Genomic DNA, 24,680 nt, shown 5'->3' with positions numbered 1-24,680 from the left:
CCATTAAGTCATTGAATTGCCGGCCTTAATTATTATAATGACCTAATGACTCAATGACATAAAGACTATTAAATCCCAAACACCGCTTCTGCCAAACCAACTTCGTCGGGCGAGAAAGGCAGGGTATATTTTACACCCATTTCATCAAACTTTTTACCGGTAGATTTACCTATCGCAATTACCTTTTGACCGGGCTCAAGCAGGTTATCAACGAAGTAAGCTTCTACATTGCTCGGGCTGGTAAAAACCAGCACATCTGCTCCGCTTGGCTCAACCTGTTCTTCCAGCACCGTTTCATAAACAGGCAGATCAATTATTTTCGTATCGGCAGATAAACCCTGTTGAATGCTCCTCATCGGATTATCAGCACCGGGAAACAAAATATGGCTGCCATTAGCCATCTTTGCAAAATCTGCAGCAACATCGGCTGTATCATTACTTTCGCCAACAAAATCGGCAAAGTGGCCGTTTCGTCGCAACATATCTTCGCTCCCTGCGCCCATTACCCCAAACTTTACTTTTTTAGGAAACTGCGGGTTTAGCTTAAAGAAATATTCTACGGCGTTTTTGCTGGTAAAAAACACCCAATCCATATTGCGTAGTATGTACGAATCAAATTTGGTGATCACCGGCACTGTACGGATCAGCGAACGGGCTTCAATCTCTATTTTATGTTTTTCTAACGCGCGGCGGAAATAACTTGCGGCTGATATATCGCGCGAGATGAATACTTTATTAGGATATTTACGGTCTTTGGCAAATCGGGCGATGATTTTATCGGCCACGCCCTCTAACGTGTCCGATTCAACAAACAGCCTGTCCGGGAACCCTTCGCCATCATCGGCCTTTGAGGTAAATACCTGAAATTTACCATCGTCGCGGCGGCAGTAAACGCCCAAAGGCAAATGGCAACCACCGCCAAACATTTTGAGCACGCCACGTTCCAGCGCCAGTTCTTCAGCAACATCCGGATGGTTAAGTGCCTGCAGGGTTTCAAACAATGCATGGTCGCTTTCGCGGATCTGGATAGCCAGCGCACCTTGCGCCGGTGCAGGTATAAATTCAGTTGCAGTAAGTTCTTCCACATGAAACTCACTCAGGTCAATACCCAAACGGGTAACGCCGGCCTTGGCCAGCATAATGGCATCGTATTTTTCATCGCGCAGCTTACCAATACGGGTTGGTACGTTGCCGCGCAGTTCATCTATCTCCAGGTCCGGGCGAATGGCCAGCAACTGTGCCTTGCGCCGATTAGATGATGTACCCACCAAACCGCCAAACTTAACCGACAATTTTTGGCGCACATCAACCACATCTTTCAAGATCAACAACAGTTCAGCCGGGTCTTCCCGTTCTGAAACTGCTGCGATAATGAGTCCCGGAGGGTTTTCAGTAGGCAGATCTTTATGCGAGTGTACCGCAACATCAATGCTGCCTGCAATTAATTCTTCTTCCAGCTCTTTGGTAAAAAAACCCTTACCCTCCAGCTTATCAAAGCTAAGGTTCAGGATACGGTCGCCCTGGGTTTTGATGATCTTCAGTTCGGCGGTAATATTTATGGCGGCCAGGCTGTCTTTTACAAAGTTTGCCTGCCATAAAGCTAATTCGCTTCCACGCGTTCCTATTATTATCTTTCTATCCAAAGGGGTATAATTTTACTGTGCAAATTTAATTTTTTATGAACAGTAATATAGTATTAATTAAGGATATGAAAGTAGACTGACTAAGTTTCATGAATATAACAGATCTCACCTACGTTAAAACAATTTATTGACAACTTAAATTTTTATAGCTACCAAAAAGGCAGTAATTAGTTGCCTATTCTTTAATATATATTTTATAATTAACCCATAATTAATCTTATAAATTATTTGTAACGTATTGACATTCTTTTTGATAACTATTTAAAGCAAATAAATATATTAGCGCAAAATATAATAGGCTTATTAATGAAACACTTTTACAAAATCATTTTCACAGCGTTAATTGCTGTAACATTATTGCACGTGTCATGTAAAAAATCTGACAATGTTGCGCCAACTAAAGAATTAAACACAGCCGATATCAGCAAAAGAATTGCGCTGAACCTTTACCGCTCATTATCCACCGGTGTAACTGCAACCGGCAGTAACGGCGTAAAAACAAGCGGTGCGCGCACTGTGGTTACCATGGACGCTAACACCTGCGGGCAGGTAGCAACAACCCTTACCAATACGAGTGCTGTTAACGGCGATACCACTACCTCATATGCAGGCAGACGGGTATTTACCTATAAATGCGATGGTTTCTTTCATGACGGCGTTACTTTAGACGCATACAACCTGATAGATACCTTAACAAAAACACAAAAAGGTGCCGGCTTTAACAACTCTTACAGCATAGCTTTAAATTACAACGTTAAATCATTAGAGGCTGATTATAGCAAGGTAAGCGTTAACGGCTTTACCAGCACAACCGAATACAACTCTAAAGTAAGCGGAACTGCTGTTACCTCTTTTAACAAAATTGCTACCGGCTATACCTGGGATAACATTACTGCTAACCGCACCCCGAACGATGCCGAGAAAGCTACATTCGTATCAGGACGTGTGCAGTTTGTTACCAACATTACTGCTAAAGAAGCTGATGCAACTACCGAGAGCACTGTTATTGTTTACAACGGTACAATGGATTTTATGCCGGGCAACCTGGTTAAAATGATTGTTAACGTTGGCACTGCTACTAAAACATACATGATCAACCTGGTAACAGGTGAGCTAACCGCTATTTAATAGCCGGTTATTATAATATTAAGGGAGCAAGATCTGCAGGTATAAGCCGTTAGATCTTGCTCCTTCTTGTTTACTGACGGATCAAAGCGCGAATCCACGTTTGTAATTTGGATCGATGTTATGAATATAATTCCCCAGCTGTGTGAAAGAGATTCCACGTTATAAAGGATAATTGCACTGCATTATCTATAAAAGGCCGATGGATTGATTTTTGTAAAATCGATTGGAAATCAAATTCGCAAAACTGGCTACCATCATCAATGCAAAACATTTATAAAATTACGCTTACAGCCTTAGTTGCTGTTATGTTGTTTCAAACTTCCTGCAAAAAATCAGATAATGTTACGCCTGCTAAAGCCGATGCAAGTACAGGTATAAGCAAGGAACTGGCTTTGAAAATTGCACGAGGGCTTTCAAGTAATCTGGGTATTATTCCAAGCGCTAAAGTTGCATCCGCAAAAACGCCCGTAATTATGGACAACCTTGGTTGCGGCACCGTATTAGAACAAACCAACACTAATCAAACCGTAGTAAATGGCGATACCACGGTTAGTTATTTAGGCAATAAACTGGTCACTTCTTTGTGCAATGTTGCAGGCTACAAAGTGCTTGACACCTTAACAACAACCCGGAAAGGTAAAGGGTTTTTAAATACCTACAAGGTTACTGTAGATTACGATGTAGTAAGGCAAGACCCCACATACAGCTTTGTTGGTTTAACCGGATTTAGCAGCACTACAGAGTACAATTCAAAATTAAGCGCCAACAATGATGTTATAGAAAATAATCAATTATACACTGCGTATACCTGGAGCAGAGTGTTGGTTCAGCGCCTTGTTAATGGCGTAGAGAAGCCAACATTTTTACAGGGAAAAGTTGATTTTGCCTGCAGACTTACTGGAAGGGCAGCAGGAGATAAATCAACTGATGGCACCTTAGTTACCTACAGTGGCTATATGGAAATTTTAGGAAGTAATTCTATCATGGTTTCATTTTATCAGGGCCCGGGAAAACCAAACAAAGAATACCTGATAGATGCAACTACAGGCGCGGTAAAAGAACAGTAAGCATATTTTTAGTGAATACCATATTAAAAGCATGATAGCTAAAGATATGGGCCTTGTTTTAGAATTATAAATGCGGGTTTCTTCCGGCAGAGATTGGTTATCTGCTGCTTTAAAGGTATCGGAAGAATGCATTGAGGAATTAGTTACTATTGATCAGGATATCTTTGGCCATGATCATGGGTACACTGATGTACTTTTTCTCCATGTAGTTCATTACCTTTTCCAATATTTCGCGCGACTCTTTATCCATACCCTGCACTTCTTCGGCAAACACAGTATTAACGGCATTGTTGCGGATTTCTTTAATCTTTTCGGGAACCTGGCGCATGGCCAGTTCAATTTTGCGCTGTTTAAGCATTACCAAAAACTCGGCTATATTCTGCTCAATAATGGCTTCAGCATGTACCAGTTCCTGGTAGCGTTCCTGCAGGTTTTTCTTGGCTATTTCATTCAGCGAATGTACTTCTATGAAATTCACATCGAAATGCTCCAGAACTTCAGGGGCAGTATCATTAGGTATGGCCAGGTCAACAATAGTTTTCTTATCCGTATCGCCGTTTAGCAAAGATGCGTAGATCTCCGGTGTAATTATTGGCTCAATGGCAGATGTACAGGTAATAATCGCATCAAACCCTTTGCTGTAAGTTTTTAGGTCGGCCAGTTCAAAAGCTTCGCCGCCTAACTCATTAGCCAGCTTTTGTGCATTGGCAAGCGTACGGTTAAAAACAGAGAAATTTGAAAAGCGGTGCTTTTGCAGATATTTAGAGATATTCCTGTTGGTTTCGCCAGCCCCGATGATCAGTATACGGGCGTTGGTACAAAGCTTAAGATCGCGCAGTTTGCGATAAGCCAGTGATACAACAGAAATAGGGTTCTTAGAAATGTTAGTGTTGGTGTAAACTTCTTTAGCGGTCTTAACAATGCAGTTCATCACTACACGCAGCGAGTCGCCGGTTAGACCAGCCTCTTTGCAGTTTTCATAAGCTTTGCGCAGCTGGGCTAAAATTTCTTTCTCGCCAACAATCAAGCTTTCTAACGAGCATGAAGTGCGCAGCAAATGGTTCATCGCTTCCTGGCCTTCAAAAATAGAAGCTGCATCTAAAAAGGTATTGGTAGAATGCGAGCAAAGGCCCATTTCTAAAGCCTGCATAAACGAGTGTGCAAACTCTTTATCTACCACTTGTGGGGTCGACATTACAAACTCTACACGGTTACATGTCGATAAGTAAAAGATCTCCGAAATACCAAACCGGGCCTTAACGTCATGAAGCTTATCGGTTAAATGCTCCTGGCACATCACCAACCTCCCCAATTCCTTCAGCTCAATCTGTTTATGTGTAAAAGCAATTACCTTTAAATACTTCAAAGCAGTTTTTATTTTCGACCCAACAAAAGTAATATACCCTAATGCATGCAATGTCAAGGATATGTCAAACAGAAGTATTTAGAATGTTTATAAATTAGGCGAAAGTGTTAAATTAATCCACCTATTTTGCTAAAATATCGTTTTTCGAAATATATGAGCCGTGTAAAATGCAAAATTTAAAAAAATTCAGCCTTACAGTCCTTATTGTGGGTTACCTGTTAGCCGGCGCAAATCATTTTTATAATCCGGCATCATATTATCACATTATTCCTAAATATTTACCTTGGCCGGTGCTGCTCAATACCCTGTCTGGCATATTTGAGATCTTGTTGGCTTCACTCATGATCAGCCCGAAAACCCGTAACATAGCAGCCATCGGGATCGTCCTGATGCTTATCGCTTTTTTACCTGTCCATATACAAATGGTTATTGATGCCCCTTTTATGTTGGGAGGTAAGTGGGTGGTTACCCCGTTTATCGCCTGGCTACGACTGGTTGTTTTTCAACCGCTGTTAATATTATGGGCATGGTGGCATAGAAAATAGTTTTGAGTTAGGAGTTGTGAGTTAGGAGTACTTATTTTACGCAATATTTAAATCTTATCACTCATAACTCAACACTCAATACGCCCAAAATCAAACAATTCTACGCTGCGCCCGTTTCAGCAAAATGGATCTGCAAAGTATTGAAATGCGTAACCTGGACGTACAAGACTACCAGGAACTAAAAAAATCAATGAAGTCGGCTTATCTGGATATGGATGAGGATTACTGGGATGCCGCTTCTATCAAAAAACTAATCAAACTTTTTCCCGAAGGGCAAATATGCGTTACCGTTAATAATGTTGTGGTTGGCTGCGCCCTGTCAATTATTGTTGATTACGACAAATTTGGCGATACTCATACTTACAAGCAGATAACCGGCGACAGTAGCTTTAAAACCCACACCGATAAAGGCGACGTACTATACGGAATAGACATATTCGTGCACCCAAAATATCGCGGTTTGCGCCTTGCCCGCCGCCTTTATGAAGCCCGTAAGGCACTCTGTGAAAAACTTAACCTTAAAAGCATTATTGCCGGCGGCCGTATCCCTAATTATCAGAAATTTCAAAACGATCTTACGCCAAAACAATACATAGACAAGGTAAAGTATAAAGAGATCTATGACCCTACCTTGTCATTTCAGTTAGCCAATGATTTCCACGTACGGAAGATATTGCGTAACTACCTGCCGGAGGATAGCCGCTCTAAAGGTTTTGCTACGCTGATAGAGTGGAACAACGTTTACTATGAAGAGGTTAGCTCAGTTATCAATAATAAAACGCAGGTACGTATTGGCTTGGTGCAATGGCAAATGCGCCCCTACAGTAACATCAGCGAACTCCTCAAACATGCCGAATATTTTGTGGATGCGGTGAGCGACTACCAGTCGGACTTTTTGCTTTTCCCGGAGTTGTTCAATACGCCGTTAATGGCCGACTATAACCATATGGATGCTGCCAAAGCCATGCGCGAGCTGGCGCAGTTTACGCAACCTATTGTAGAGGCTTTCACAAAGCTGGCGGTATCCTACAACGTAAATATAATTGCCGGGAGTATGCCTAAAATAGAGGATGATTCGATGTACAACGTATCGTACCTTTTCAGGCGTAACGGCAGTATTGAAATGACCACCAAAATTCACCCTACGCCTTCCGAGATCAGTTCATGGGGTATGCGCGGCGGAGATGAGGTAATTGCCTTTGATACCGATGCCGGCAAGATCGGTATCCTGATCTGTTACGATGTGGAGTTTCCGGAGCTATCGCGCATTCTGGCCAGTCAGGATATGCAGATCCTGTTTGTACCATTCCTTACAGATACGCAAAACGGCTACAACCGGGTTAAATTTTGCGCCCAGGCCCGCGCTGTAGAAAATGAGTGCTACGTAGCAATTGCCGGCTGCGTAGGTAACTTGCCTAATGTAAACAACATGGGTATTTCTTACGCGCAATCGGCCGTGTTCACACCGTCAGACTTTGGTTTCCCAACAAACGGGATCCAGTCGGAGGCCACGCCAAACAGCGAGATGATCGTTATTGCCGATGTCGACCTATCTGCACTGGACGCCCTGCATGAGTATGGCAGCGTACAAAATTTAAAAGACAGGCGTACGGATCTGTATGGAATAACTTTTAACGGGAAGAAAATATAAATCAATTCATACATTGCGCTGGTAATTTTACCCCCATGATCCGCAAGAAATTTTATACTATACCGGGTGCCAGAGGCCGCGCTATGCTGGCCGATATCACTTTTCACGACACCAATCCTAAAGCGCCGCTGGTAATCTTTGCTCATGGCATCCGAGGGTTTAAGGATTGGGGCGCGCATAACCTGATGGCCGAATATTTTGCTAACAATGGTTCCCGGTTCCTTAAATTCAACTTCTCTCATAACGGCACCACCGTTGATAACCCTACCGACTTTGAGGATCTGATCGCCTTTGGTGATAACACCTTCAGTATGGAGCTGGAAGATCTGAACGCTATTATTGATTTTGCCTGCGGCGGCGCCTATATGCCTGCCGTTCGCGAGGTATACCTAATTGGCCACAGCATGGGCGGCGGAATAAGCATTGTTAAAACCGCCGAAGATAAACGCGTTGGTAAACTGGTTACTATGGCCGCTATATCCAGCTTTTATAATCTTTGGCCAAAACAGGCCGAGGCACAGTGGAAACTGCAGGGGGTTATGTATATGCCTAACGCCCGCACCAAGCAAAATATGCCTTACAAGGTTAGTTTGTTGTACGATCTAGAACGCAATGCCGACCGGCTGGATATTCAGCAGAAAGCTATGCAGATAAGCCAACCCTGGCTCATTGTTCACGGTGCCGAAGATACCAGCGTGCCGTTAAGCCATGCAGAACAATTACATCAGGCTCAGCCCAATGCTGTTTTAAAGGTGATTGCTGGTGCCGATCATGTTTTTAACGCTACACATCCTTACGGTAAAACCATCCTGCCTGACACGCTATTGCAATTTTGCGACGCTGCCATTGACTTTTTAAAAAAATAACGGTCAATCGCGCCAACTGTAACGCATCTTTTGTCGTTATTGTAAAGTGTTAACATCAGCAAGTACTATGAATTTAGCCGGCGCAGTAAAAAAAGGAAAGAAATTCCAAAACCCTATTCCTACCGATGAGGCAGGCTTTGATAAGTTTTTTCCTATCCTTAAAGAATATATTAACAACAAGGCCGAAAGCACACCCAAAAAACAGCTTGGCCCGTTCAATACCGATAAAAGCATTTACCAAACCCCGCCGGATGGTGGCCTGCGCGTTACCTGGCTAGGCCATTCCAGCTTATTGATAGAGGTAGATGGCATCCGTATCCTGACAGATCCAGTGTGGAGCGAGCGGGTTTCATTCACCTCGCTATTCGGCCCGAAGCGTTTTTTTGCGCCCCCGTTGCCGCTAAAAGATCTGCCGCCTATCGATGTGATCATCGTATCACATGATCATTACGATCATATGGATAGCCAAACCATTAAATTCTTTGCAGATCAGGATATCCGGTTTATTACACCGCTGGGCGTTTGCGAATACATTAAAAGTTACGGTATTGCCGAGAACTTTATTCATGAGGTAGATTGGGGCGATAGTGTAATGATTGGCGATTGCAATATTACCGCTACCCCGTCAAGGCATTTTTCTGGCAGGGGCATCTTTAACCGCAACGAAACGCTTTGGGCATCATTTGTGATTAAAGGCCCACAGCATAATATTTTCTACGGAGCAGATTCGGGCTGGTTTCCTGGTTTTGCAGATATTGGCGAGGCCTTTGGTCCGTTTGACCTTACCATGCTGGAGATAGGCGCTTATGGCAGTAACTGGCCCGACATTCACATGGGGCCAGATAATGCATCCAATGCTCACCTGGCCTTAAAAGGCAAGATCATGATGCCTATCCACTGGGGCACTTTTAACCTGGCCTTACACGCCTGGTACGAGCCGGCAGAAAGATTGGTTGAATTTGGGAAACAGAAAAATATTGAGTTATTTTTACCTGAGCCCGGCCAACCAACCAATGTTATAACCGCCTACAATTCTAACTGGTGGAAAAGGTTTATGAGTTAGGGCTGTATAAAGCCCTTAAATCATGAAAAATGCTTTCGTCAAGATCTTTTTGTTGCTGGCGCTGCTTACCGTCAGCTTTGCAGTTAATGCACAAACGGTTATACCGCTTTGGCCAAAAGGCGCGCCTGGTTTTGAGAACCGCCGCAACGAGCCGGAGCAAGCGAAAGATTACTGGGTAAAAAATATCCATAACCCATCTGTTACCGTGTTTATACCGCCAGCCGGCAAAGCTAACGGTGCTGCAGTGGTGATTTGCCCGGGCGGCGGTCACCGGTTGTTGGTTTACAATTCTGAAGGCGTGGCTCCGGCCAAGTTCTTTAACGATCTGGGCATTACCGTTTTCGTTTTAAAATACCGTTTAGGTAGGGATACCTTGTCGCCTTACAGAATTGACGTTCATGCCAAGGCGGATGGTTACCGGGCAATGCGTTTGGTGCATAGCCGGGCGGCAGAGTTTGGTATAGACACCAACCGCATCGGCCTGATGGGCTTTTCGGCAGGTGGCGAGGTGGTTGATATGATCGCCTTTAAAAATCTTCAAGGTAACCCTAAAGCCGCCGACCCGATAGACCGTGCAAGTGCAAAGGCGAATTTTATTATCCAGGTTTATCCCGGCCCGGGTTTTATGCCTGGTGTTATCCCCGCTGATGCACCGCCGGCTTTTTTAGTAGCTGCCAATGATGATGTATGCTGTTCGCCGCCATTGATCCAACTGCTCCAAAAATATCGTGAGGCAAAAGTACCGGTAGAAATGCATTTGTATGCCAAAGGCGACCATGCCTTCAATATGGGTACCAACCGTAAACTAAAATCTATTAACAACTGGCCACAGCGCCTGGCCGATTGGCTGGAAGACAGCCACATCCCGCAACCCGAGCGGAAGAAGGTGTTGCATAATTAGTCAATTACGGGTTGTACTTAGCTATTGTTGCTCCTTTAATTGTCGTCCGTTAAAACGTATTGCTTCTTTATTCGTTGTTATAAAAAGGAGAAGAAATTATGGCAAACTTTCAGGATATCATCGCATCAGACAAACCCGTATTAGTAGATTTTGCTGCGGAGTGGTGCGGGCCGTGTAAAATGATGCCGCCTATTTTAAAGCAGGTAAAGGATGCACTTGGCGATAAAGTGACAATCATCAAGATCGACATCGATAAAAACCCGGCTGCTGCAAGCGCCTACCGTGTGCAAAGCGTACCTACATTAATGGTTTTCCAAAAAGGCGAAAGCAAGTGGCGCCAAAGCGGTGTTGTACAGGCGCGCCAACTGCAAAGTATTTTGGAGCAATATATTTAATTCTACAAATAACTTAGCCACCATTGCTTGTGGTGCTGTTTGTATTTAGAGAACCACCTGCATGGGTAGTACAACAGCAGGATAATACCCAGCCATACCAAGTAAGTATACCCCAGATTTAAGCCCATCCCCGGCGGTGAAAACAAGAAGGGCATGTTAGGCGTAATAATTTGCGATGACTTAAACCCTTGCGCAAAAAATAACACAACGGATAGTATGCGGATTAGGTAAAAGTGTAGCACGTAATAAAAGAACGGCACACTGCCGTAAACTTTAAAGAATGCAGCGAGTTTGCCCCTGGCATTCTCTGTTACCGCCAGCACAAATAATCCTACCGATAGGGTTAAGCAGCTGTACAATAACGATGGCGGATACTTGCTTACATTTATAAATGACATTAAGGTAAACAAGCCGTCCTTTTGCACCGCCCACGGGGCCGGGTCGCCGTACGCGTTTGAATACCTTAAGCCAATAAACAATAGCATAAGGCCGCCTGCACTGTATAATAAAAACTTTTGCCGGCCTGCTGGGTTGCTTCCGGTTTTATACAACGTACCGAAAGTATAACCCAGTAACATAATACCCGTCCACGGTAAAATGGCATAGAGCACAAACACAAAATGGCTTTTATCAAGTGGTGCCACAAATCCCTGTGCCGTAAAAAACACTTTTAGCAGTGTATCTTCTAAACTGTTTGGCGGTAGTTTGATTTGCATCAGCAGATCGTGCCCTACAATCAGTATTACCCCGATGGTTCCAATAGCCCATAACGGCAGCCAAACCAAAATCCCTAAGATAATCATGCTTACGCCGATTGCCCATATTACCTGCAAGGCAAAGGCGTTATATAACGGGTTTAGTGATAAGGCAAAGGTTATCAGCACCAGTTCCACAAATACCAGCCATAACCCACGCTTAATTAAAAAACCGCTTAGCTGCCCCTTAGTACGGCGGCTGCCGGCAAGGTAAGCTGATATGCCGCTTAGGAAAACAAATATCGGCGCGCAAAAGTGGGTGATCCATCTGGTGAAGAACAAGGCCGGATATGTGGTTGCAAGGTCGGTTGGGTTATAGGTTATTGCACCTTTGTGAAAATACTCGCGGGTGTGGTCAATAGCCATGATCAACATTATTGCTCCGCGCAATATATCGATAGACTGGATACGCTGTTTGGTTGGCTGTTCAGCAGTCATGTTTGTGCAGGTTAAGGATTTACCGCTCAAGTTAGCAAATCCGCCGCACAAAAACTATTGTTTTTCGGCAACAGGCGCTTCTTCCCTATCCGCCCGTTTACGCAGGTAAAGCCACGTGAGCAGGTACAGGCATAGCAAGCCAAGTAAAAAACCGCCTAATACATCGGTAAACCAATGGGCACCGAGATAGATCCGCGAAAGTGGTATGGAAAAGATCATCAGCAAGCTAATGCCGCCCACTATCCAGCGGATAACTTTGTTCACATCTTCCAGCTGAAACATCAGCACCACCATAAAACCAAAAAACACCACATAGAAAAGCACATGCCCGCTGGGAAAGCTTTGCTGGGTAGTTTTATAAACTATGCGCACCAGGGTATCTGATGGGCGGGGCCGGTTAATGAGTGCTTTAATCACTGTACTTACCAGCCCGGCAAGCATAGTAGCAATTGTGTACAGCGCGGCTTTTTTATATTTAAACAACAGCAGAATAAATGCGGTGCTAACAACCATTACAGGCGCCTCTGGCTCATAACCGGGGGTGCTGATAAAGTACATGACCTTATCAATAACCGGGTTTTGATGTGCCTGGATCTCGCGCGAGAAACGTACATCTAACCCCGACTGCGGGAACACATGCACCAGGATAGACAGGGCGATAAACCCCAAAGTAATAATGGACAGTACCAACACCATGATGTGCTGCCTGCGGATATTCATTTAATTAAATAAGGTCTTTTAAGTGTTTATAATTTGCCTTGAACGTATCAATCACCTCGTCCATCCGTCCGTTCAGCATTAATTTGGTCATGGATAGCGCCATCCCCTTAACCTGCCCCATCTCTATCTTTGGCGGCATTGCCAGGGCGTTAGGGTCTGTAAAGATATTTACCAAAGCAGGGCCGTTGTACATAAATGCTTCCTGCAGGGCTTGTTTCGCGTCATCCGGGTCGGTTACGGTAAAGCCTTTAATACCCATTGCCTTGGCAACCATAGCAAAATCCGGGTTATGCATTTCGGTTTGCCAATCGGGCAGGCCGGCAACTTCCATCTCCAGCTTAACCATCCCTAAAGAGCGGTTGTTAAACACAATGATCTTGATGGGCAGTTTGTATTGCGTAATGGTGGCCAGATCGCCCAGCAGCATGCTTAGCCCTCCGTCGCCACAAAGTGCTATGACCTGCCTGCCCGGTAGGGCCAGCGCCGCGCCGATAGCCTGCGGCATCGCGTTAGCCATTGAGCCGTGATTGAAAGACCCGATCATTTTGCGTTTGCCGGTTGCATTTATATAGCGGGAACCCCAAACGCATGACATACCTGTATCTACCGTAAATATCGCATCATCCGTAGCTAACTGGTCTATCAGGTTGGCAACATACTCTGGGTGGATATTCTCCTTTTTACCGGCATCATCTACATAGATCTTCATATTTTCCTTTACGTTGCCGTAAAATTCAAGCTGCGCCTTTAAAAAGCTGTCGTCCTGGTGCTGCTCAATTAACGGAAGCAGATCGGTAAGGGTATCTTTGATGCTTCCGCAAAGGCCAACCTCAACCTTTGCGCGGCGGCCAATACGTTCCGGTTTGATATCAACCTGCACTATCTTGCATTCGGTAGGCATAAACTGCTCATACGGGAAATCGGTGCCGAGCAAAACCAGCAGGTCGCTCTCGTGCATGCTGTGATAAGCTGATGGAAGCCCTAACAGCCCCGTCATACCTACTTCGTTAGGGTTATCATACTGGATATCCATCTTAGCGCGGAACGAGTATCCAACAGGCGCATTTAATAATTTGGATAAAGCCACAACCTCGTCATGCGCATCGGCAGCACCGATACCGCAAAACAGGGTGATCTTTTTATGATGATTGAGCAAATCTGCTAATTTCGACAGGTCTTCGGCAGTAGGTTTTATAACCGGGATAGGGTTATAGTTAATGGTCGAGGTCATGATCTCCTCGGTATCCATACTGGTAAGGTCGCCGGGTACACCAAGTACAGCCACTCCTTTACGATGCAAAGCGGCCTGTATCCCTGCCTGCATCATCCGCGGGAACTGTTTTGGCGTTGTAGCTACCTGGTTATAGTAGCTGCAATCATCAAATAATTTAATGGTGTTGGTTTCCTGGAAGTATTCTGTACCATACTCAAAGCTGGCAACTGTAGATGCTATTGCAATAACCGGGGCGGCCGAGCGGTGGGCATCGTACAATCCATTGATCAGGTGCACGTGGCCGGGGCCGCTGCTGCCTGCACAACAAGCCAGCTGGCCGGTTACCTGGGCTTCGGCGCCTGCTGCGTAGGCGCCCGCCTCCTCATGCCGAACATGAATCCATTGAATGGTACCTTCGCGCCTAACGGCATCATTAACTTCATTCAAGCTGTCGCCGGTTACGGCGTATATACGTTTGATGCCCGCGTTCACCAGCATTTCCACCATCTGGTCTGCAATGTTTGCCATAATACTATTGTAATTGTATTACTTAAACCTGATATGCCGCATGGGGTTTTAAAATTAATGAATTAGATAAACCAATGACGGGGGCACTGAAGAGCGGAAAGCACTAAAAACAAAAAAGCTCCCGATAGATCGGGAGCTTTTTAATTCTTAAAATTGAATAATTAATTATTCGCCTTTTTCTGCATTCTCTTCTTTTTCAGGAGTTGCAGGAGTTTCAGTCGCAGGAGTTTCTGCTTCCGGCGTTGCTTCAGCAACCGGCGCATCAGCTACAGTTTCTTCAGCTACAGGAGCAGCAGTTTCTGTTGCAGTTTTTGCTTTACCAGCACCACCACGACGACGGGTTGATTTTTTCTCAGATTTAGCTGCTACATCTTTACCGTAAACAGTATTGTAGTCAACCAATTCAATGATTGCCATTTCGGCGTTATCGCCTAAACGGTTCTCTAACTTAACAATACGTGTGTAACCACCCGGGCGGTTAGCAATTTTTGCAGCAATTTCACGGAACAAGATGTTCGTAGTGTCCTTGTCTTGCAGGTAGCTAAATACGGTACGGCGTGAGTGCGTAGTATCGTTTTTTGATTTTGTTAATAATGGCTCAACGTAACCGCGTAAAGCTTTTGCTTTAGCTAAAGTTGTTGTAATACGCTTGTGTAAAATAAGCGAAGATGCCATATTAGACATCATCGCTTTACGATGGCTGTCTGTGCGGCCTAAATGGTTTACTTTTCTTCCGTGTCTCATTTGTTTGTTAATTTGTGCACGTGCATACCGTTGGGCGGCTATTTAGTCAAGCCCGCGGAATTATGCCCTCGCTTATTATTAGTGTTGTGTTATGAGTAGTGAGTTATGAGTTATGAGTTAAAGAAAAACTTATCTCTCAAAACTCAATACTTATAACTTAAAATTATTCTTCGTCTAACTTGAATTTAGAAAGGTTCATACCAAAAGATAATCCTTTTGATTTAACCAGGTCCTGAATTTCAGTTAATGATTTTTTACCAAAGTTTCTGAATTTTAACATGTCAGCAACATCGTAAGATACCAAGTCTGCAAGGCTACGGATATCAGCAGCTTTTAAGCAATTTAATGCACGTACAGAAAGGTCAAGATCAACCAATTCAGTTTTAAGGATCTTACGCATGTGTAAAATCTCTTCGTCAACTTCTTTTGTTTCTTCTTTAGCCTGCGCCTCAAGCATCATATTCTCATCAGAGAACAGCATAAAGTGTTGGATAAGGATCTTAGCAGCTTGTTTCAAAGCATCTTCCGGATGGATAGAACCATCGGTAGAGATATCAAGAATCAATTTTTCATAATCCGTTTTTTGCTCAACACGGTAGTTTTCTAACGTGTATTTAACATTTTTAATAGGTGTAAAAATCGAATCGATCGGAATAACACCTACGTTAGCATCAGGATTTTTATTTTCTTCGTTACTGATGTAACCACGGCCTTTAGCAACGGTAAGCTCAACTTCAAGCGTTACCGATGAATCCATGTTACAAATAACCAGATCAGGGTTCAACACTGTAAAGTTGTTTGAAAACTTAGTGATGTCGCCTGCACTAAAAGTGTCCTGGCCGTTAATGATCACAAATATTTTCTCATTATCGCCCGATTCACCTGATTTTTTAAAACGAACTTGTTTTAAGTTCAAAATGATCTCGGTTACATCTTCAACCACCCCTTTGATAGTTGAAAACTCATGCATTACGCCTGATATACGTACAGATGTAATAGCATAACCTTCTAATGAAGAAAGTAAGATACGACGCAGAGCATTACCAATGGTTATACCGAAGCCTGGTTCTAACGGACGAAACTCAAACGTGCCATCAAAATCGTTTGATTTCTGCATGATAACCTTGTCTGGTTTTTGAAATGCTAAAATTGCCATTTATATCTTTTGTTTATTGTTTAATGATTTGAGTTGGTATTAACCACGAAAATGATTGACATAAAATGCCAATCATTCGGTGGATAAGAATCGTTATTATTTTGAGTATAACTCCACAATAAGGTTTTCCTTAATGTTTTCCGGAATCTCGTCACGGTTTGGATAGTTAAGGAATTTGCCTGTTAATTCGGCAGCATCCCATTCTAACCAGCTATACTTGTTGATCTTGCGTCCGGCAACTGAATTGCTGATAGCCTCAAGTGATTTTGATTTTTCGCGAACTGCAATAACGTCGCCAGCTTTTAACTGGTATGAAGCGATGTTTACAACGCCACCGTTTACAGTAATGTGTTTGTGGCCAACTAACTGGCGTGCACCAGAACGTGTAGGCGCAATACCTAAACGGTAAACTGCGTTATCTAAACGAGCTTCTAAGAATTTCAACAGGTTTTCACCGGTAATGCCTTCTTTAGCTGATGCTGTATGGAACAAGTTTTCGAACTGACGCTCTAATACACCGTAAGTGTATTTAACTTTTTGTTTTTCCATTAACTGTACGGCGTACTCAGATTGCTTTCCTCTTCTTTTAGAAGCACCATGCATACCTGGTCCGTAGTTTTTTCTTTCCAACGCTTTATCCGGACCGAAGATCGGCTCGCGGAACCTACGCGCAATTTTTGATTTAGGGCCTGTATATCTTGCCATTATTTGTGTGTTTTAAAGTATCAAACAGCCCGCAGCTGCCGAATCTTAGCTTTAAAAATTTAGTGAATTAAACTCTACGACGTTTTGACGGACGGCAACCATTGTGTGGAAGCGGTGTAATGTCCTTAATAGTAGTTACCTCGATACCTGTTGTTTGCAGGGTACGGATAGCAGACTCGCGGCCTGAACCCGGGCCTTTAACAAACACCTCTACTTTGCGTAAGCCTAAATCATAGGCAACTTTACCGCAATCGCCAGCAGCCTGACCGGCAGCGTAAGGGGTGTTCTTTTTAGAACCTTTAAAACCCATTTTACCGGCTGAAGACCATGAAATAGCCTGGCCGCTTTTGTTGGTAAGGGTGATAATGATGTTGTTAAAAGTTGCATTGATGTGTGCCTCGCCAACTTGCTCAACAACAACAATACGCTTTTTGGTAACTTTTTTGCTTTTAGCCATTTTGTTTTTAATTATTGATTTAGTGAATTACTGAGTTAGTGATTTTATAACTCGGACCCACTAATCGCTTTAATTTTATTATTCCTAACGATTTTAAAGACAGAAACTAATCTCTATCCTTAAATCATTAATCACTTACTATTTAGTAGCTTTCTTTTTGTTAGCAACTGTTTTACGTTTTCCTTTACGGGTACGTGAGTTGTTTTTGGTACGTTGGCCACGTAGAGGTAAACCTTTACGATGACGGGTACCACGGTAGCAACCAATATCCATTAAACGTTTGATGTTAAGCTGAACTTCTGAACGCAGAGCACCTTCAACCTTAATTTGATCGTTAATGATAGTACGAATAGCAGTTAACTGATCATCTGACCAATCCTGAACTTTAGTATTGAAATCAATACCAGCTTCAGTTAAAATGTTTTGGGCGGTAGTACGGCCAATACCGTAAATGTAGGTTAAGCCTATCTCGCCTCTTTTGTTTTTTGGTAAATCAATACCTGAGATCCTTGCCATATTGTTTTTTCTGTTTTAAATGATACCGAACGGCGGGCCACCGTTGTACGGCTATCACAATTCTTTTTAATTATCCCTGACGCTGCTTAAACTTAGGGTTCTTTTTGTTTATCACATAAAGTTTCCCGTTACGGCGGATGATCTTGCAATCAACACTGCGTTTTTTGATGGATGCTCTAACTTTCATCTCGTTTGTTATTTATATCTGTAGGTTATTCTTCCTTTTGTTAAATCATACGGACTCATCTCCAATTTTACTCTGTCTCCAGGTAAAATTTTGATGTAATGCATCCGCATTTTTCCGGATATGTGTGCAATAATCTCGTGGCCATTTTCAAGTTCAACTCTAAACATCGCGTTAGATAACGCTTCGCGAATTGTACCATCTTGCTCAATCGAGGATTGTTTTGCCATATTTTATTGATTATTACTTAATTATCCACCCCAAAACCGGGATGCAAAATTAATAAAAATTATTTACTTTTTATTTTTTTCTTCTAAAACTTTATCGATATAATCAAACGTCGATAAAACATCGGCTTTGCCCCTCTTTACAGCTACCGTATGCTCGTAATGTGCCGAAGGTTTTTTGTCAACGGTTGATACTGTCCATCCATCGTCCCAAAACTTAACACCGGCACGACCCGCATTAATCATCGGCTCAATGGCAATCACCATCCCTTCCTCTAATTTAATGCCTGCGCCACGTTTACCATAGTTAGGAACTTCAGGTTTTTCGTGCAGGCGTGTACCTACACCATGGCCAACCAATTCCTTCACTACACCAAAGCCGTTCTTTTCCGCGTGTTCTTGTACAGCATAGCCTATATCGCCAACACGCATACCTACAACTGCTTTCTCAATACCAAGAGCTAAACACTCCTTAGTAATGCGCATTAGTTTTTGGGTGGTCTGGTCAACTTCGCCAATAGCAAAAGTATAAGCAGAGTCGCCGTAGTACTTGTTGAGCACAACACCACAATCAACAGATACCAGGTCACCCTCAATCAAAGGTTTGTTTGTTGGAAAACCGTGCACCACCTCGTCGTTAAGCGAAATGCATAACGAGAATGGGAAACCGTTATAGTTCAAAAATGCCGGGACCCCTCCGTTGTCACGGATAAAGGTCTCGGCAAGTTTATTTAATTCTAAAGTAGTAATACCAGGGCCTATAACTTTAGCTATCTCCCCGTGTGTTTTGGATACAAGTAAAGAACTTTCTCTTATCAGCTCTATCTCCTCGACAGACTTATAAATGATCTTTGACATGTTTTAAATTAGATAACCGGCGGAGTAGCACCTGATGCTGTAGGGATACTTGCACGGCCTTTGATACGCCCTGTTTTCATTAATCCGTCATAATGGCGCATTAACAAGTGGCTCTCAATCTGCTGTAACGTATCTAATACCACACCCACAAGGATGATCAATGAAGTGCCGCCGAAGAATCTTGCGAAAATGCTGCTAACCCCTACTAAACTGGCCAGGGCCGGTATAATAGCAATGATAGCTAAGAAAATAGAACCTGGCAATGTTATCTTAGAGATAACCCCGTCGATATAATCGGCTGTAGATTTACCCGGTTTAACACCCGGTATAAAACCACCGTTCTTTTTCATATCATCAGCCATCTGGTTAGGGTTAACTGTGATAGCAGTATAGAAGTATGTAAACAAAATGATCAATATACCAAACGTAACGTTATGCTGCCACGAGTTGTAGTTTGATAATGCTATCAACATACCGTTAGCACTTGCATTAGGGAAAAATTGCGAGATAGTTGCCGGGATAAACATTAATGCCTGTGCAAAAATGATAGGCATTACACCTGCAGCATTTACCTTTAAAGGTATATACTGGCGCACACCACCATATTGTTTGTTACCCACAATACGTTTTGCATATTGCACGGCTATTTTACGTGTACCTTGTACTATAAGTATAGTAAACATTACCACACCCAACAGTGCAACAATCTCAACTATAAAGGTAATTAAACCACCTGCACCGTTTGTACGAGAATCAAACTCTACCACAACCGCACTTGGCAACTGAGCAATGATACCCGTCATAATGATCAAGGAAATACCATTACCGATACCTTTATCTGTGATCTTCTCACCCAGCCACATCACAAACAAAGTACCTGCAGTTAATACGCAAGTATTCAGGATGGTAAATAGCGGGTTTGAGATGGTCATGGCATCCGGCTGGATCTGCGACTTCAAATAGCCAATAGCTTGCGCCGCGGTTATAGCTATCGTTAAATAGCGTGTCCATTGGTTGATTTTGTTACGGCCGCTTTCGCCTTCTTTTTGTAATTTAATAAAGTATGGTACCGCAATACCCAATAATTGCACCACAATTGAAGCAGAGATATAAGGCATAACACCCAATGCCAAAATAGAAGAACGTGAGAACGATCCTCCGGCAAACATGTTTAACAAACCTACAAGCCCCTCTTTATTTTGTGTGGCATTAAGCGATGCCGCCTTTACGCCCGGCAAAACGATATACGAACCAACACGATATATCAAAAGAAATAAGAGTGTGTTTATGATACGCACTCTTAGATCTTCAATTTTCCAGATATTGGATAATGTGGTGAAAAATTTCTTCATCGAAATTATAACTTTACAATAGTTCCGCCAGCTGCTTCAATAGCTTTTTGTGCAGTAGCAGTAAATGCATGTGCTTTAACCTCTAATTTAGCTTTTAATTCGCCACGACCAAGTATTTTTACTAAATCATTACGTGAAGCCAAACCGTGCTCTTTCAGGATTTCAAAATCAACTGTTTCCAGTGAAAATTTCTCAACCAGTTGTTGTAACACATCAAGGTTAACACCAGTATACTCAACACGGTTAGGGTTTTTAAAGCCCACCTTAGGCACACGGCGTTGCAATGGCATCTGGCCACCTTCAAAACCTACCTTGGTAGATGTACCTGAACGTGAGCCGGCACCTTTGTGGCCACGGGTTGATGTACCGCCACGGCCAGAACCTGTACCACGGCCAATTCTTTTCCTATTTTTAGTAGAACCTTCTGCAGGTTTAAGATTACTTAAATTCATGATATTAAATATTTTCTACTGCTACCAGGTGGTTAACTTTCCTAACCATACCTATAATAGCCGCAGTGGCTTCAACTTCCACGCTGTGGTTAATTTTCTTAAGGCCTAAGGCCTCAACGGTTTTCTTTTGGCGCTCGCTTCTGTCGATAACGCTTTTAATTTGTGTTATTTTAATTTTCGACATGACTGATTATCCGTTAAATACTTTACCTAAACTAATACCGCGTTGTTGAGCTACAGTAACTGCATCACGCAATTGTGCTAAGGCAGATACGGTTGCTTTAACCACGTTGTGCGGGTTTGATGAGCCTTTTGATTTTGCAAGTACGTTGTGTACACCTGCAGATTCTAATACAGCGCGCATTGCACCACCGGCAATTACACCGGTACCGTTTGCAGCTGGTTTTAAGAATACGAAACCACCGCTGAATTTACCTATTTGCTCATGAGGGATAGTGTTGTTGATAATTGGAACTTTTACCAAGTTCTTTTTAGCATCATCAATACCTTTGGCAATAGCCTCGGTAACCTCTTTCGCTTTACCCAAACCATAACCTACAACACCGTTTTCGTCGCCTACTACCACAATGGCACTAAAGCTAAATGTACGGCCACCTTTGGTTACTTTGGCTACACGTTGTATACTCACCAGGCGATCTTTTAATTCGATCTCGCTGGTTTTTACTCTTTTTATGTTGATTGTTGACATTTCCTGTTTCGATTAAAAGTTTAAACCACCTTCACGTGCACCTTCGGCCAATGATTTGATACGGCCGTGATACAGGTAGCCATTCCTGTCAAACACTACATCTACAATACCTGCGGCAATAGCTTTAGATGCTACTAATTTACCTACAGCGGTAGATTGGTCTGATTTGGTTGTACCACTTGCAACAAAATCTTTTGATAATGATGAAGCTGATACAATAGTTTTACCAGTAACATCGTCAATAATTTGTGCATAGATGCCTTTGTTGCTTCTGAAAACAGATAAACGTGGGCGTGCTGTTGATCCTGAAAGGCGTTTTCTGATGCCTTTTTTAATCCTGTCTCTTCTTGATAATTTCATGACGATTATTTTTTAGATGCTGATTTACCTGCTTTTCTTCTCAATATTTCGCCAACAAACTTGATACCTTTACCTTTATAAGGCTCAGGAGTACGTAACGAACGGATTTTCGCCGCAACTTGTCCTATCAATTGTTTATCGTTTGATTCCAGGATGATGGTAGGGTTCTTACCCTTCTCAGCAGTGGTTGAAACTTTAATTTCTTGTGGTAGTTGGAACACGTAGTGGTGAGAGTAACCCAACACAAGATCTAACGTGTTGCCGGTATTAGTTGCGCGGTAACCCACACCTACTAATTCCTGCTCAATTTTGTAACCTGTAGTTACACCAACAACCATGTTATTTATAAGCGAACGGTATAAACCGTGTAACGCTTTGTGACGCTTTTGGTCTGAAGGGCGTTTTACTAATAACTCGCCACCTTCTTGCTCAATGATGATATCTCTATCAACTTCCTGTTGCAATTCACCTTTTGGGCCTTTAACAGTAACAACATTATCTGCTGATACCGTAACGGTAACACCGCTGGTTAACGCAATAGGTGCTTTTCCTATTCTTGACATTGCTTAATTTCCTCCTATTAATAAACGTAGCATAAAACTTCGCCACCCACATTTTGTGAACGAGCTTCTTTATCGGTCATTACACCGTGAGAAGTCGATAAGATGGCGATACCTAAACCATTTAATACGCGTGGCAAGTTATCGATGCCTGCGTATTTCCTCAAACCTGGTTTACTAATACGTGAAATGCTGCGGATAGCAGAGATTTTAGTTATAGGGTGGTACTTCAAAGCAACTTTAATAGTGCCTTGAGGGCCGTTATCCTCAAACTTGTAATTAGCAATGTAACCTTTTTCGAAAAGCACTTTAGTGATTTCCTTTTTCAGATTTGATGCAGGAATTTCAACAACCCTGTGGTTGGCTTTAATAGCATTCCTTACTCTTGTAAGATAATCTGCGATTGGATCTGTATTCATTATTGTTGTTTATGATAGTGGTTTCCTGCAGGTAACATCCCTGCCGACCTTCTACCGGTTAATTCGTTTGTAAATTCGAACCGCGAAATTACAAAAAATTCAAAACATTATACTATGTTTTGAATTTCATGTACGGGTCTGATATTTTGATTACCAGCTTGCTTTTTTAACACCCGGTATTTTACCAGCTAATGCCATATCGCGGAATGTAACACGCGATATACCAAACTGGCGCATGTAACCACGTGGGCGGCCGGTTAATTTACAACGGTTGTGTAATTTTACCGGTGATGCCGCTTTAGGTAATTTATCTAAAGCCTGGTAATCGCCGGCTGCTTTAAGTGCTGCTCTTTTTTCAGCAAATTTTGCTACTAATTTGGCACGTTTTACTTCACGAGCCTTTACGCCTTCTTTAGCCATTGTTAGTTGGTGTTTGATTTTTAAATGGTAAACCAAATTGTTTTAGTAACTCCAATGCTTCAACATCGTTGGTTGCCGAGGTTACAAAAGTAATATCCATACCCTGGATCTTGTTAATCTTATCGATATTGATCTCAGGGAAGATGATCTGCTCTGATATACCTAAAGTATAGTTTCCTTTACCGTCAAAACCTTTGTCGTTGATGCCTTTAAAATCACGGATACGTGGAAGGGCAACAGCAATTAAGCGGTCTAAAAACTCATACATGGTGTTATCACGTAAAGTAACACGTACACCAATCGGCATACCTTTACGTAATTTGAAGTTAGAGATATCCTTTTTAGATTTAGATGCAACCGCTTGCTGACCGGTAATGGTGGTTAACTCGGTGATAGTGTTCTCGATAAGTTTTTTATCGGTAGTAGCACCGCCAACACCCTGGTTAATGGCAATTTTTTGCAACTTAGGAACCTGCATTACGCTTTTGTACTGAAACTTGTCTTTCAGTGCGATGCGGATATCCTCTTTATATTTTGATTTTAATCTTGGTACGTAAGCCATTACTTAATTTCCTCCCCTGATTTTTTTGATACCCTTACTAATTTGCCGGCATCGTTTAATTTACGGCCAACGCGGGTAGTTTTACCTGTCTTAGGCTCAACCAGCGCCAGGTTGGAAATATGTATCGCAGCTTCCTGCTTTACAATCCCGCCGTTAGGGTTGGCTGCATTTGGTTTAGTGTGTTTTGATACCATGTTGGCACCTTCAACCACCACCCTGTTCTTTTCAATGATAACCTCGGTTACCTTGCCTTGCGTTCCTTTAGAATCGCCGGCTATTACCTTCACTAAATCGCCCTTACGGATCTTTAATTTAGCTGGTTTTGTGTTCTTTTTGCTTTCCATATTACAATACCTCCGGTGCTAATGATACAATTTTCATAAATTGTTTTTCACGTAGTTCTCTGGCAACAGGGCCAAAAATACGTGTGCCCCTTGGCTCATCCTGGTTGTTTAACAAAACGGCTGCGTTATCGTCAAAGCGGATATATGAACCATCTTTCCTGCGGATTTCTTTTTTGGTTCTTACCACTACTGCTTTAGATACGGTACCTTTTTTTACGTTACCTGATGGTAAAGCGCTTTTTACGGTAACAACTATCTTATCGCCAATAGAAGCATATCTTTTACCGGTACCACCTAATACACGGATCACTAAAACTTCTTTAGCGCCACTGTTGTCGGCTACATTCAATCTTGATTCCTGTTGTACCATGTTATT

The 24,680-nt window shown here is 42.7% G+C and carries 32 protein-coding genes; 8 read left to right on the top strand and 24 right to left on the bottom strand.

The genetic code is table 11. The features are described from left to right. Positions 1-68: 68 nt before the first annotated feature. On the bottom strand, positions 69-1,643 hold the full coding sequence (gene hemC / locus ACE5CV_RS09845) for a hydroxymethylbilane synthase (RefSeq protein WP_374949992.1): 1,575 nt from the start codon (positions 1,641-1,643) through the stop codon (positions 69-71). Positions 1,644-1,949: 306 nt separating this feature from the next. Here hemC and ACE5CV_RS09840 point away from each other — a divergent pair, with 306 nt between their 5' ends. Beyond that, on the top strand, positions 1,950-2,771 hold the full coding sequence (locus tag ACE5CV_RS09840) for a hypothetical protein (protein ID WP_374949991.1): 822 nt from the start codon (positions 1,950-1,952) through the stop codon (positions 2,769-2,771). A gap of 260 nt (positions 2,772-3,031) precedes the next feature. Further along, on the top strand, positions 3,032-3,838 hold the full coding sequence (locus ACE5CV_RS09835; RefSeq protein ID WP_374949990.1) for a hypothetical protein: 807 nt from the start codon (positions 3,032-3,034) through the stop codon (positions 3,836-3,838). Between the two features lie 139 nt (positions 3,839-3,977). On the opposite strand, the gene hemA is transcribed toward ACE5CV_RS09835, so the two are convergent. Then, a complete protein-coding gene (gene hemA, locus ACE5CV_RS09830; protein WP_374949989.1) occupies positions 3,978-5,204 on the bottom strand; it encodes a glutamyl-tRNA reductase in 1,227 nt (408 codons plus the stop codon). Positions 5,205-5,371: 167 nt separating this feature from the next. On the opposite strand from hemA, the gene ACE5CV_RS09825 reads away from it, so the two are divergent. From ACE5CV_RS09825 to trxA, 6 genes are all read left to right on the top strand, one after another. Continuing rightward, the gene (locus ACE5CV_RS09825) at positions 5,372-5,749 is read left to right on the top strand and encodes a DoxX family protein (protein ID WP_374949988.1); all 378 of its coding nucleotides are present in this window, start codon (positions 5,372-5,374) and stop codon (positions 5,747-5,749) included. A 124-nt stretch (positions 5,750-5,873) separates the two neighbouring features. Continuing rightward, a complete protein-coding gene (locus ACE5CV_RS09820) occupies positions 5,874-7,400 on the top strand; it encodes a GNAT family N-acetyltransferase (protein ID WP_374949987.1) in 1,527 nt (508 codons plus the stop codon). A gap of 35 nt (positions 7,401-7,435) precedes the next feature. Beyond that, positions 7,436-8,266, top strand: coding sequence for an alpha/beta hydrolase (locus ACE5CV_RS09815; RefSeq protein ID WP_374949986.1), 831 nt, complete (start codon positions 7,436-7,438; stop codon positions 8,264-8,266). 67 nt (positions 8,267-8,333) lie between these two features. Next, the gene (locus tag ACE5CV_RS09810; RefSeq protein ID WP_374949985.1) at positions 8,334-9,329 is read left to right on the top strand and encodes an MBL fold metallo-hydrolase; all 996 of its coding nucleotides are present in this window, start codon (positions 8,334-8,336) and stop codon (positions 9,327-9,329) included. Positions 9,330-9,351: 22 nt separating this feature from the next. Next, on the top strand, positions 9,352-10,230 hold the full coding sequence (locus tag ACE5CV_RS09805; RefSeq protein ID WP_374949984.1) for an alpha/beta hydrolase: 879 nt from the start codon (positions 9,352-9,354) through the stop codon (positions 10,228-10,230). A gap of 98 nt (positions 10,231-10,328) precedes the next feature. After that, positions 10,329-10,625, top strand: a complete 297-nt coding sequence (gene trxA / locus ACE5CV_RS09800; RefSeq protein WP_374949983.1) for a thioredoxin — start codon at positions 10,329-10,331, stop codon at positions 10,623-10,625. A gap of 2 nt (positions 10,626-10,627) precedes the next feature. Here trxA and ACE5CV_RS09795 read toward each other — a convergent pair whose 3' ends face one another. The 22 genes from ACE5CV_RS09795 to rplN all read right to left on the bottom strand — a co-directional run bounded on the left by ACE5CV_RS09795 (position 10,628) and on the right by rplN (position 24,674). Continuing rightward, the gene (locus ACE5CV_RS09795; RefSeq protein WP_374949982.1) at positions 10,628-11,818 is read right to left on the bottom strand and encodes a DUF1624 domain-containing protein; all 1,191 of its coding nucleotides are present in this window, start codon (positions 11,816-11,818) and stop codon (positions 10,628-10,630) included. Positions 11,819-11,872: 54 nt separating this feature from the next. Next, positions 11,873-12,538 (bottom strand): phosphatase PAP2 family protein, encoded by a 666-nt coding sequence (locus ACE5CV_RS09790; protein ID WP_374949981.1) that lies wholly within the window; start codon positions 12,536-12,538, stop codon positions 11,873-11,875. A gap of 4 nt (positions 12,539-12,542) precedes the next feature. Continuing rightward, the gene (locus ACE5CV_RS09785) at positions 12,543-14,279 is read right to left on the bottom strand and encodes a thiamine pyrophosphate-dependent enzyme (RefSeq protein WP_374949980.1); all 1,737 of its coding nucleotides are present in this window, start codon (positions 14,277-14,279) and stop codon (positions 12,543-12,545) included. Positions 14,280-14,444: 165 nt separating this feature from the next. Next, positions 14,445-15,023 carry a 50S ribosomal protein L17 gene (gene rplQ / locus ACE5CV_RS09780; protein ID WP_374949979.1) on the bottom strand — a complete coding sequence of 193 codons (579 nt, stop codon included), beginning with the start codon at positions 15,021-15,023 and terminating at the stop codon, positions 14,445-14,447. A gap of 163 nt (positions 15,024-15,186) precedes the next feature. After that, positions 15,187-16,179, bottom strand: coding sequence for a DNA-directed RNA polymerase subunit alpha (locus ACE5CV_RS09775; RefSeq protein ID WP_374949978.1), 993 nt, complete (start codon positions 16,177-16,179; stop codon positions 15,187-15,189). Between the two features lie 96 nt (positions 16,180-16,275). Further along, complete coding sequence (gene rpsD, locus ACE5CV_RS09770) at positions 16,276-16,884, bottom strand: 30S ribosomal protein S4 (RefSeq protein ID WP_374949977.1); 609 nt, start codon at positions 16,882-16,884, stop codon at positions 16,276-16,278. 67 nt (positions 16,885-16,951) lie between these two features. After that, complete coding sequence (rpsK, locus tag ACE5CV_RS09765) at positions 16,952-17,341, bottom strand: 30S ribosomal protein S11 (RefSeq protein WP_374949976.1); 390 nt, start codon at positions 17,339-17,341, stop codon at positions 16,952-16,954. Positions 17,342-17,479: 138 nt separating this feature from the next. Continuing rightward, complete coding sequence (gene rpsM / locus ACE5CV_RS09760) at positions 17,480-17,857, bottom strand: 30S ribosomal protein S13 (RefSeq protein ID WP_121245926.1); 378 nt, start codon at positions 17,855-17,857, stop codon at positions 17,480-17,482. A 70-nt stretch (positions 17,858-17,927) separates the two neighbouring features. Further along, positions 17,928-18,044 carry a 50S ribosomal protein L36 gene (gene rpmJ / locus ACE5CV_RS09755; protein WP_082855993.1) on the bottom strand — a complete coding sequence of 39 codons (117 nt, stop codon included), beginning with the start codon at positions 18,042-18,044 and terminating at the stop codon, positions 17,928-17,930. 8 nt (positions 18,045-18,052) lie between these two features. Beyond that, positions 18,053-18,271 carry a translation initiation factor IF-1 gene (gene infA / locus ACE5CV_RS09750; RefSeq protein WP_022833270.1) on the bottom strand — a complete coding sequence of 73 codons (219 nt, stop codon included), beginning with the start codon at positions 18,269-18,271 and terminating at the stop codon, positions 18,053-18,055. A gap of 63 nt (positions 18,272-18,334) precedes the next feature. Continuing rightward, on the bottom strand, positions 18,335-19,126 hold the full coding sequence (map, locus tag ACE5CV_RS09745; protein ID WP_374949975.1) for a type I methionyl aminopeptidase: 792 nt from the start codon (positions 19,124-19,126) through the stop codon (positions 18,335-18,337). Between the two features lie 8 nt (positions 19,127-19,134). Further along, the gene (gene secY / locus ACE5CV_RS09740) at positions 19,135-20,478 is read right to left on the bottom strand and encodes a preprotein translocase subunit SecY (RefSeq protein ID WP_374949974.1); all 1,344 of its coding nucleotides are present in this window, start codon (positions 20,476-20,478) and stop codon (positions 19,135-19,137) included. Between the two features lie 5 nt (positions 20,479-20,483). Then, complete coding sequence (gene rplO / locus ACE5CV_RS09735; RefSeq protein WP_374949973.1) at positions 20,484-20,930, bottom strand: 50S ribosomal protein L15; 447 nt, start codon at positions 20,928-20,930, stop codon at positions 20,484-20,486. 4 nt (positions 20,931-20,934) lie between these two features. Next, on the bottom strand, positions 20,935-21,114 hold the full coding sequence (rpmD, locus tag ACE5CV_RS09730; RefSeq protein WP_067059736.1) for a 50S ribosomal protein L30: 180 nt from the start codon (positions 21,112-21,114) through the stop codon (positions 20,935-20,937). Positions 21,115-21,120: 6 nt separating this feature from the next. Continuing rightward, entirely contained in the window at positions 21,121-21,639 is a 519-nt protein-coding gene (gene rpsE, locus ACE5CV_RS09725; RefSeq protein ID WP_134335652.1) for a 30S ribosomal protein S5, read from the bottom strand. A gap of 12 nt (positions 21,640-21,651) precedes the next feature. After that, positions 21,652-22,005 carry a 50S ribosomal protein L18 gene (rplR, locus tag ACE5CV_RS09720; protein WP_374950176.1) on the bottom strand — a complete coding sequence of 118 codons (354 nt, stop codon included), beginning with the start codon at positions 22,003-22,005 and terminating at the stop codon, positions 21,652-21,654. Then, the gene (gene rplF, locus ACE5CV_RS09715) at positions 22,005-22,562 is read right to left on the bottom strand and encodes a 50S ribosomal protein L6 (RefSeq protein ID WP_374949972.1); all 558 of its coding nucleotides are present in this window, start codon (positions 22,560-22,562) and stop codon (positions 22,005-22,007) included. Before rplF ends, rplR begins: the two co-directional genes overlap by 1 nt. Before the next feature lie 17 nt (positions 22,563-22,579). After that, positions 22,580-22,981 (bottom strand): 30S ribosomal protein S8, encoded by a 402-nt coding sequence (gene rpsH, locus ACE5CV_RS09710; protein ID WP_374950175.1) that lies wholly within the window; start codon positions 22,979-22,981, stop codon positions 22,580-22,582. Between the two features lie 147 nt (positions 22,982-23,128). Continuing rightward, the gene (gene rpsN, locus ACE5CV_RS09705) at positions 23,129-23,398 is read right to left on the bottom strand and encodes a 30S ribosomal protein S14 (RefSeq protein WP_374949971.1); all 270 of its coding nucleotides are present in this window, start codon (positions 23,396-23,398) and stop codon (positions 23,129-23,131) included. Further along, positions 23,391-23,960 carry a 50S ribosomal protein L5 gene (rplE, locus tag ACE5CV_RS09700; protein WP_374949970.1) on the bottom strand — a complete coding sequence of 190 codons (570 nt, stop codon included), beginning with the start codon at positions 23,958-23,960 and terminating at the stop codon, positions 23,391-23,393. The genes rpsN and rplE overlap by 8 nt, the downstream gene beginning before the upstream one ends. After that, a complete protein-coding gene (gene rplX, locus ACE5CV_RS09695; protein ID WP_374949969.1) occupies positions 23,960-24,304 on the bottom strand; it encodes a 50S ribosomal protein L24 in 345 nt (114 codons plus the stop codon). Before rplX ends, rplE begins: the two co-directional genes overlap by 1 nt. A 1-nt stretch (position 24,305) precedes the next feature. Then, positions 24,306-24,674, bottom strand: coding sequence for a 50S ribosomal protein L14 (gene rplN / locus ACE5CV_RS09690; RefSeq protein ID WP_073405786.1), 369 nt, complete (start codon positions 24,672-24,674; stop codon positions 24,306-24,308). Between the last annotated feature and the right edge of the window lie 6 nt (positions 24,675-24,680).

The organism is Mucilaginibacter sp. (assembly GCF_964263795.1).
Classification (GTDB): domain Bacteria; phylum Bacteroidota; class Bacteroidia; order Sphingobacteriales; family Sphingobacteriaceae; genus Mucilaginibacter.
Note: the sequence above shows the minus strand (reverse complement) of the source record. Positions and strands in the feature narration are given on the sequence as shown.

Excerpts from the sequence above, each read along its gene's own strand:
- rplO (WP_374949973.1), bottom strand. The coding sequence starts at position 20,930 with ATGAATTTAAGTAATCTTAAACCTGCAGAAGGTTCTACTAAAAATAGG.
- ACE5CV_RS09795 (WP_374949982.1), bottom strand. The coding sequence starts at position 11,818 with ATGACTGCTGAACAGCCAACCAAACAGCGTATCCAGTCTATCGATATA.
- ACE5CV_RS09815 (WP_374949986.1), top strand. The coding sequence starts at position 7,436 with ATGATCCGCAAGAAATTTTATACTATACCGGGTGCCAGAGGCCGCGCT.
- rpsN (WP_374949971.1), bottom strand. The coding sequence starts at position 23,398 with ATGGCTAAAGAAGGCGTAAAGGCTCGTGAAGTAAAACGTGCCAAATTA.
- ACE5CV_RS09835 (WP_374949990.1), top strand. The coding sequence starts at position 3,032 with ATGCAAAACATTTATAAAATTACGCTTACAGCCTTAGTTGCTGTTATG.
- secY (WP_374949974.1), bottom strand. The coding sequence starts at position 20,478 with ATGAAGAAATTTTTCACCACATTATCCAATATCTGGAAAATTGAAGAT.
- map (WP_374949975.1), bottom strand. The coding sequence starts at position 19,126 with ATGTCAAAGATCATTTATAAGTCTGTCGAGGAGATAGAGCTGATAAGA.
- rplE (WP_374949970.1), bottom strand. The coding sequence starts at position 23,960 with ATGGCTTACGTACCAAGATTAAAATCAAAATATAAAGAGGATATCCGC.
- rpsK (WP_374949976.1), bottom strand. The coding sequence starts at position 17,341 with ATGGCTAAAAGCAAAAAAGTTACCAAAAAGCGTATTGTTGTTGTTGAG.
- rpsM (WP_121245926.1), bottom strand. The coding sequence starts at position 17,857 with ATGGCAAGGATCTCAGGTATTGATTTACCAAAAAACAAAAGAGGCGAG.
- rpmD (WP_067059736.1), bottom strand. The coding sequence starts at position 21,114 with ATGTCGAAAATTAAAATAACACAAATTAAAAGCGTTATCGACAGAAGC.
- ACE5CV_RS09840 (WP_374949991.1), top strand. The coding sequence starts at position 1,950 with ATGAAACACTTTTACAAAATCATTTTCACAGCGTTAATTGCTGTAACA.
- rplX (WP_374949969.1), bottom strand. The coding sequence starts at position 24,304 with ATGGAAAGCAAAAAGAACACAAAACCAGCTAAATTAAAGATCCGTAAG.
- ACE5CV_RS09775 (WP_374949978.1), bottom strand. The coding sequence starts at position 16,179 with ATGGCAATTTTAGCATTTCAAAAACCAGACAAGGTTATCATGCAGAAA.
- rpsE (WP_134335652.1), bottom strand. The coding sequence starts at position 21,639 with ATGTCAACAATCAACATAAAAAGAGTAAAAACCAGCGAGATCGAATTA.
- ACE5CV_RS09785 (WP_374949980.1), bottom strand. The coding sequence starts at position 14,279 with ATGGCAAACATTGCAGACCAGATGGTGGAAATGCTGGTGAACGCGGGC.
- ACE5CV_RS09805 (WP_374949984.1), top strand. The coding sequence starts at position 9,352 with ATGAAAAATGCTTTCGTCAAGATCTTTTTGTTGCTGGCGCTGCTTACC.
- ACE5CV_RS09825 (WP_374949988.1), top strand. The coding sequence starts at position 5,372 with ATGCAAAATTTAAAAAAATTCAGCCTTACAGTCCTTATTGTGGGTTAC.
- infA (WP_022833270.1), bottom strand. The coding sequence starts at position 18,271 with ATGGCAAAACAATCCTCGATTGAGCAAGATGGTACAATTCGCGAAGCG.
- trxA (WP_374949983.1), top strand. The coding sequence starts at position 10,329 with ATGGCAAACTTTCAGGATATCATCGCATCAGACAAACCCGTATTAGTA.
- rpsD (WP_374949977.1), bottom strand. The coding sequence starts at position 16,884 with ATGGCAAGATATACAGGCCCTAAATCAAAAATTGCGCGTAGGTTCCGC.
- ACE5CV_RS09820 (WP_374949987.1), top strand. The coding sequence starts at position 5,874 with ATGGATCTGCAAAGTATTGAAATGCGTAACCTGGACGTACAAGACTAC.
- ACE5CV_RS09810 (WP_374949985.1), top strand. The coding sequence starts at position 8,334 with ATGAATTTAGCCGGCGCAGTAAAAAAAGGAAAGAAATTCCAAAACCCT.
- rplN (WP_073405786.1), bottom strand. The coding sequence starts at position 24,674 with ATGGTACAACAGGAATCAAGATTGAATGTAGCCGACAACAGTGGCGCT.
- rpmJ (WP_082855993.1), bottom strand. The coding sequence starts at position 18,044 with ATGAAAGTTAGAGCATCCATCAAAAAACGCAGTGTTGATTGCAAGATC.
- rplF (WP_374949972.1), bottom strand. The coding sequence starts at position 22,562 with ATGTCAAGAATAGGAAAAGCACCTATTGCGTTAACCAGCGGTGTTACC.
- rplQ (WP_374949979.1), bottom strand. The coding sequence starts at position 15,023 with ATGAGACACGGAAGAAAAGTAAACCATTTAGGCCGCACAGACAGCCAT.
- ACE5CV_RS09790 (WP_374949981.1), bottom strand. The coding sequence starts at position 12,538 with ATGAATATCCGCAGGCAGCACATCATGGTGTTGGTACTGTCCATTATT.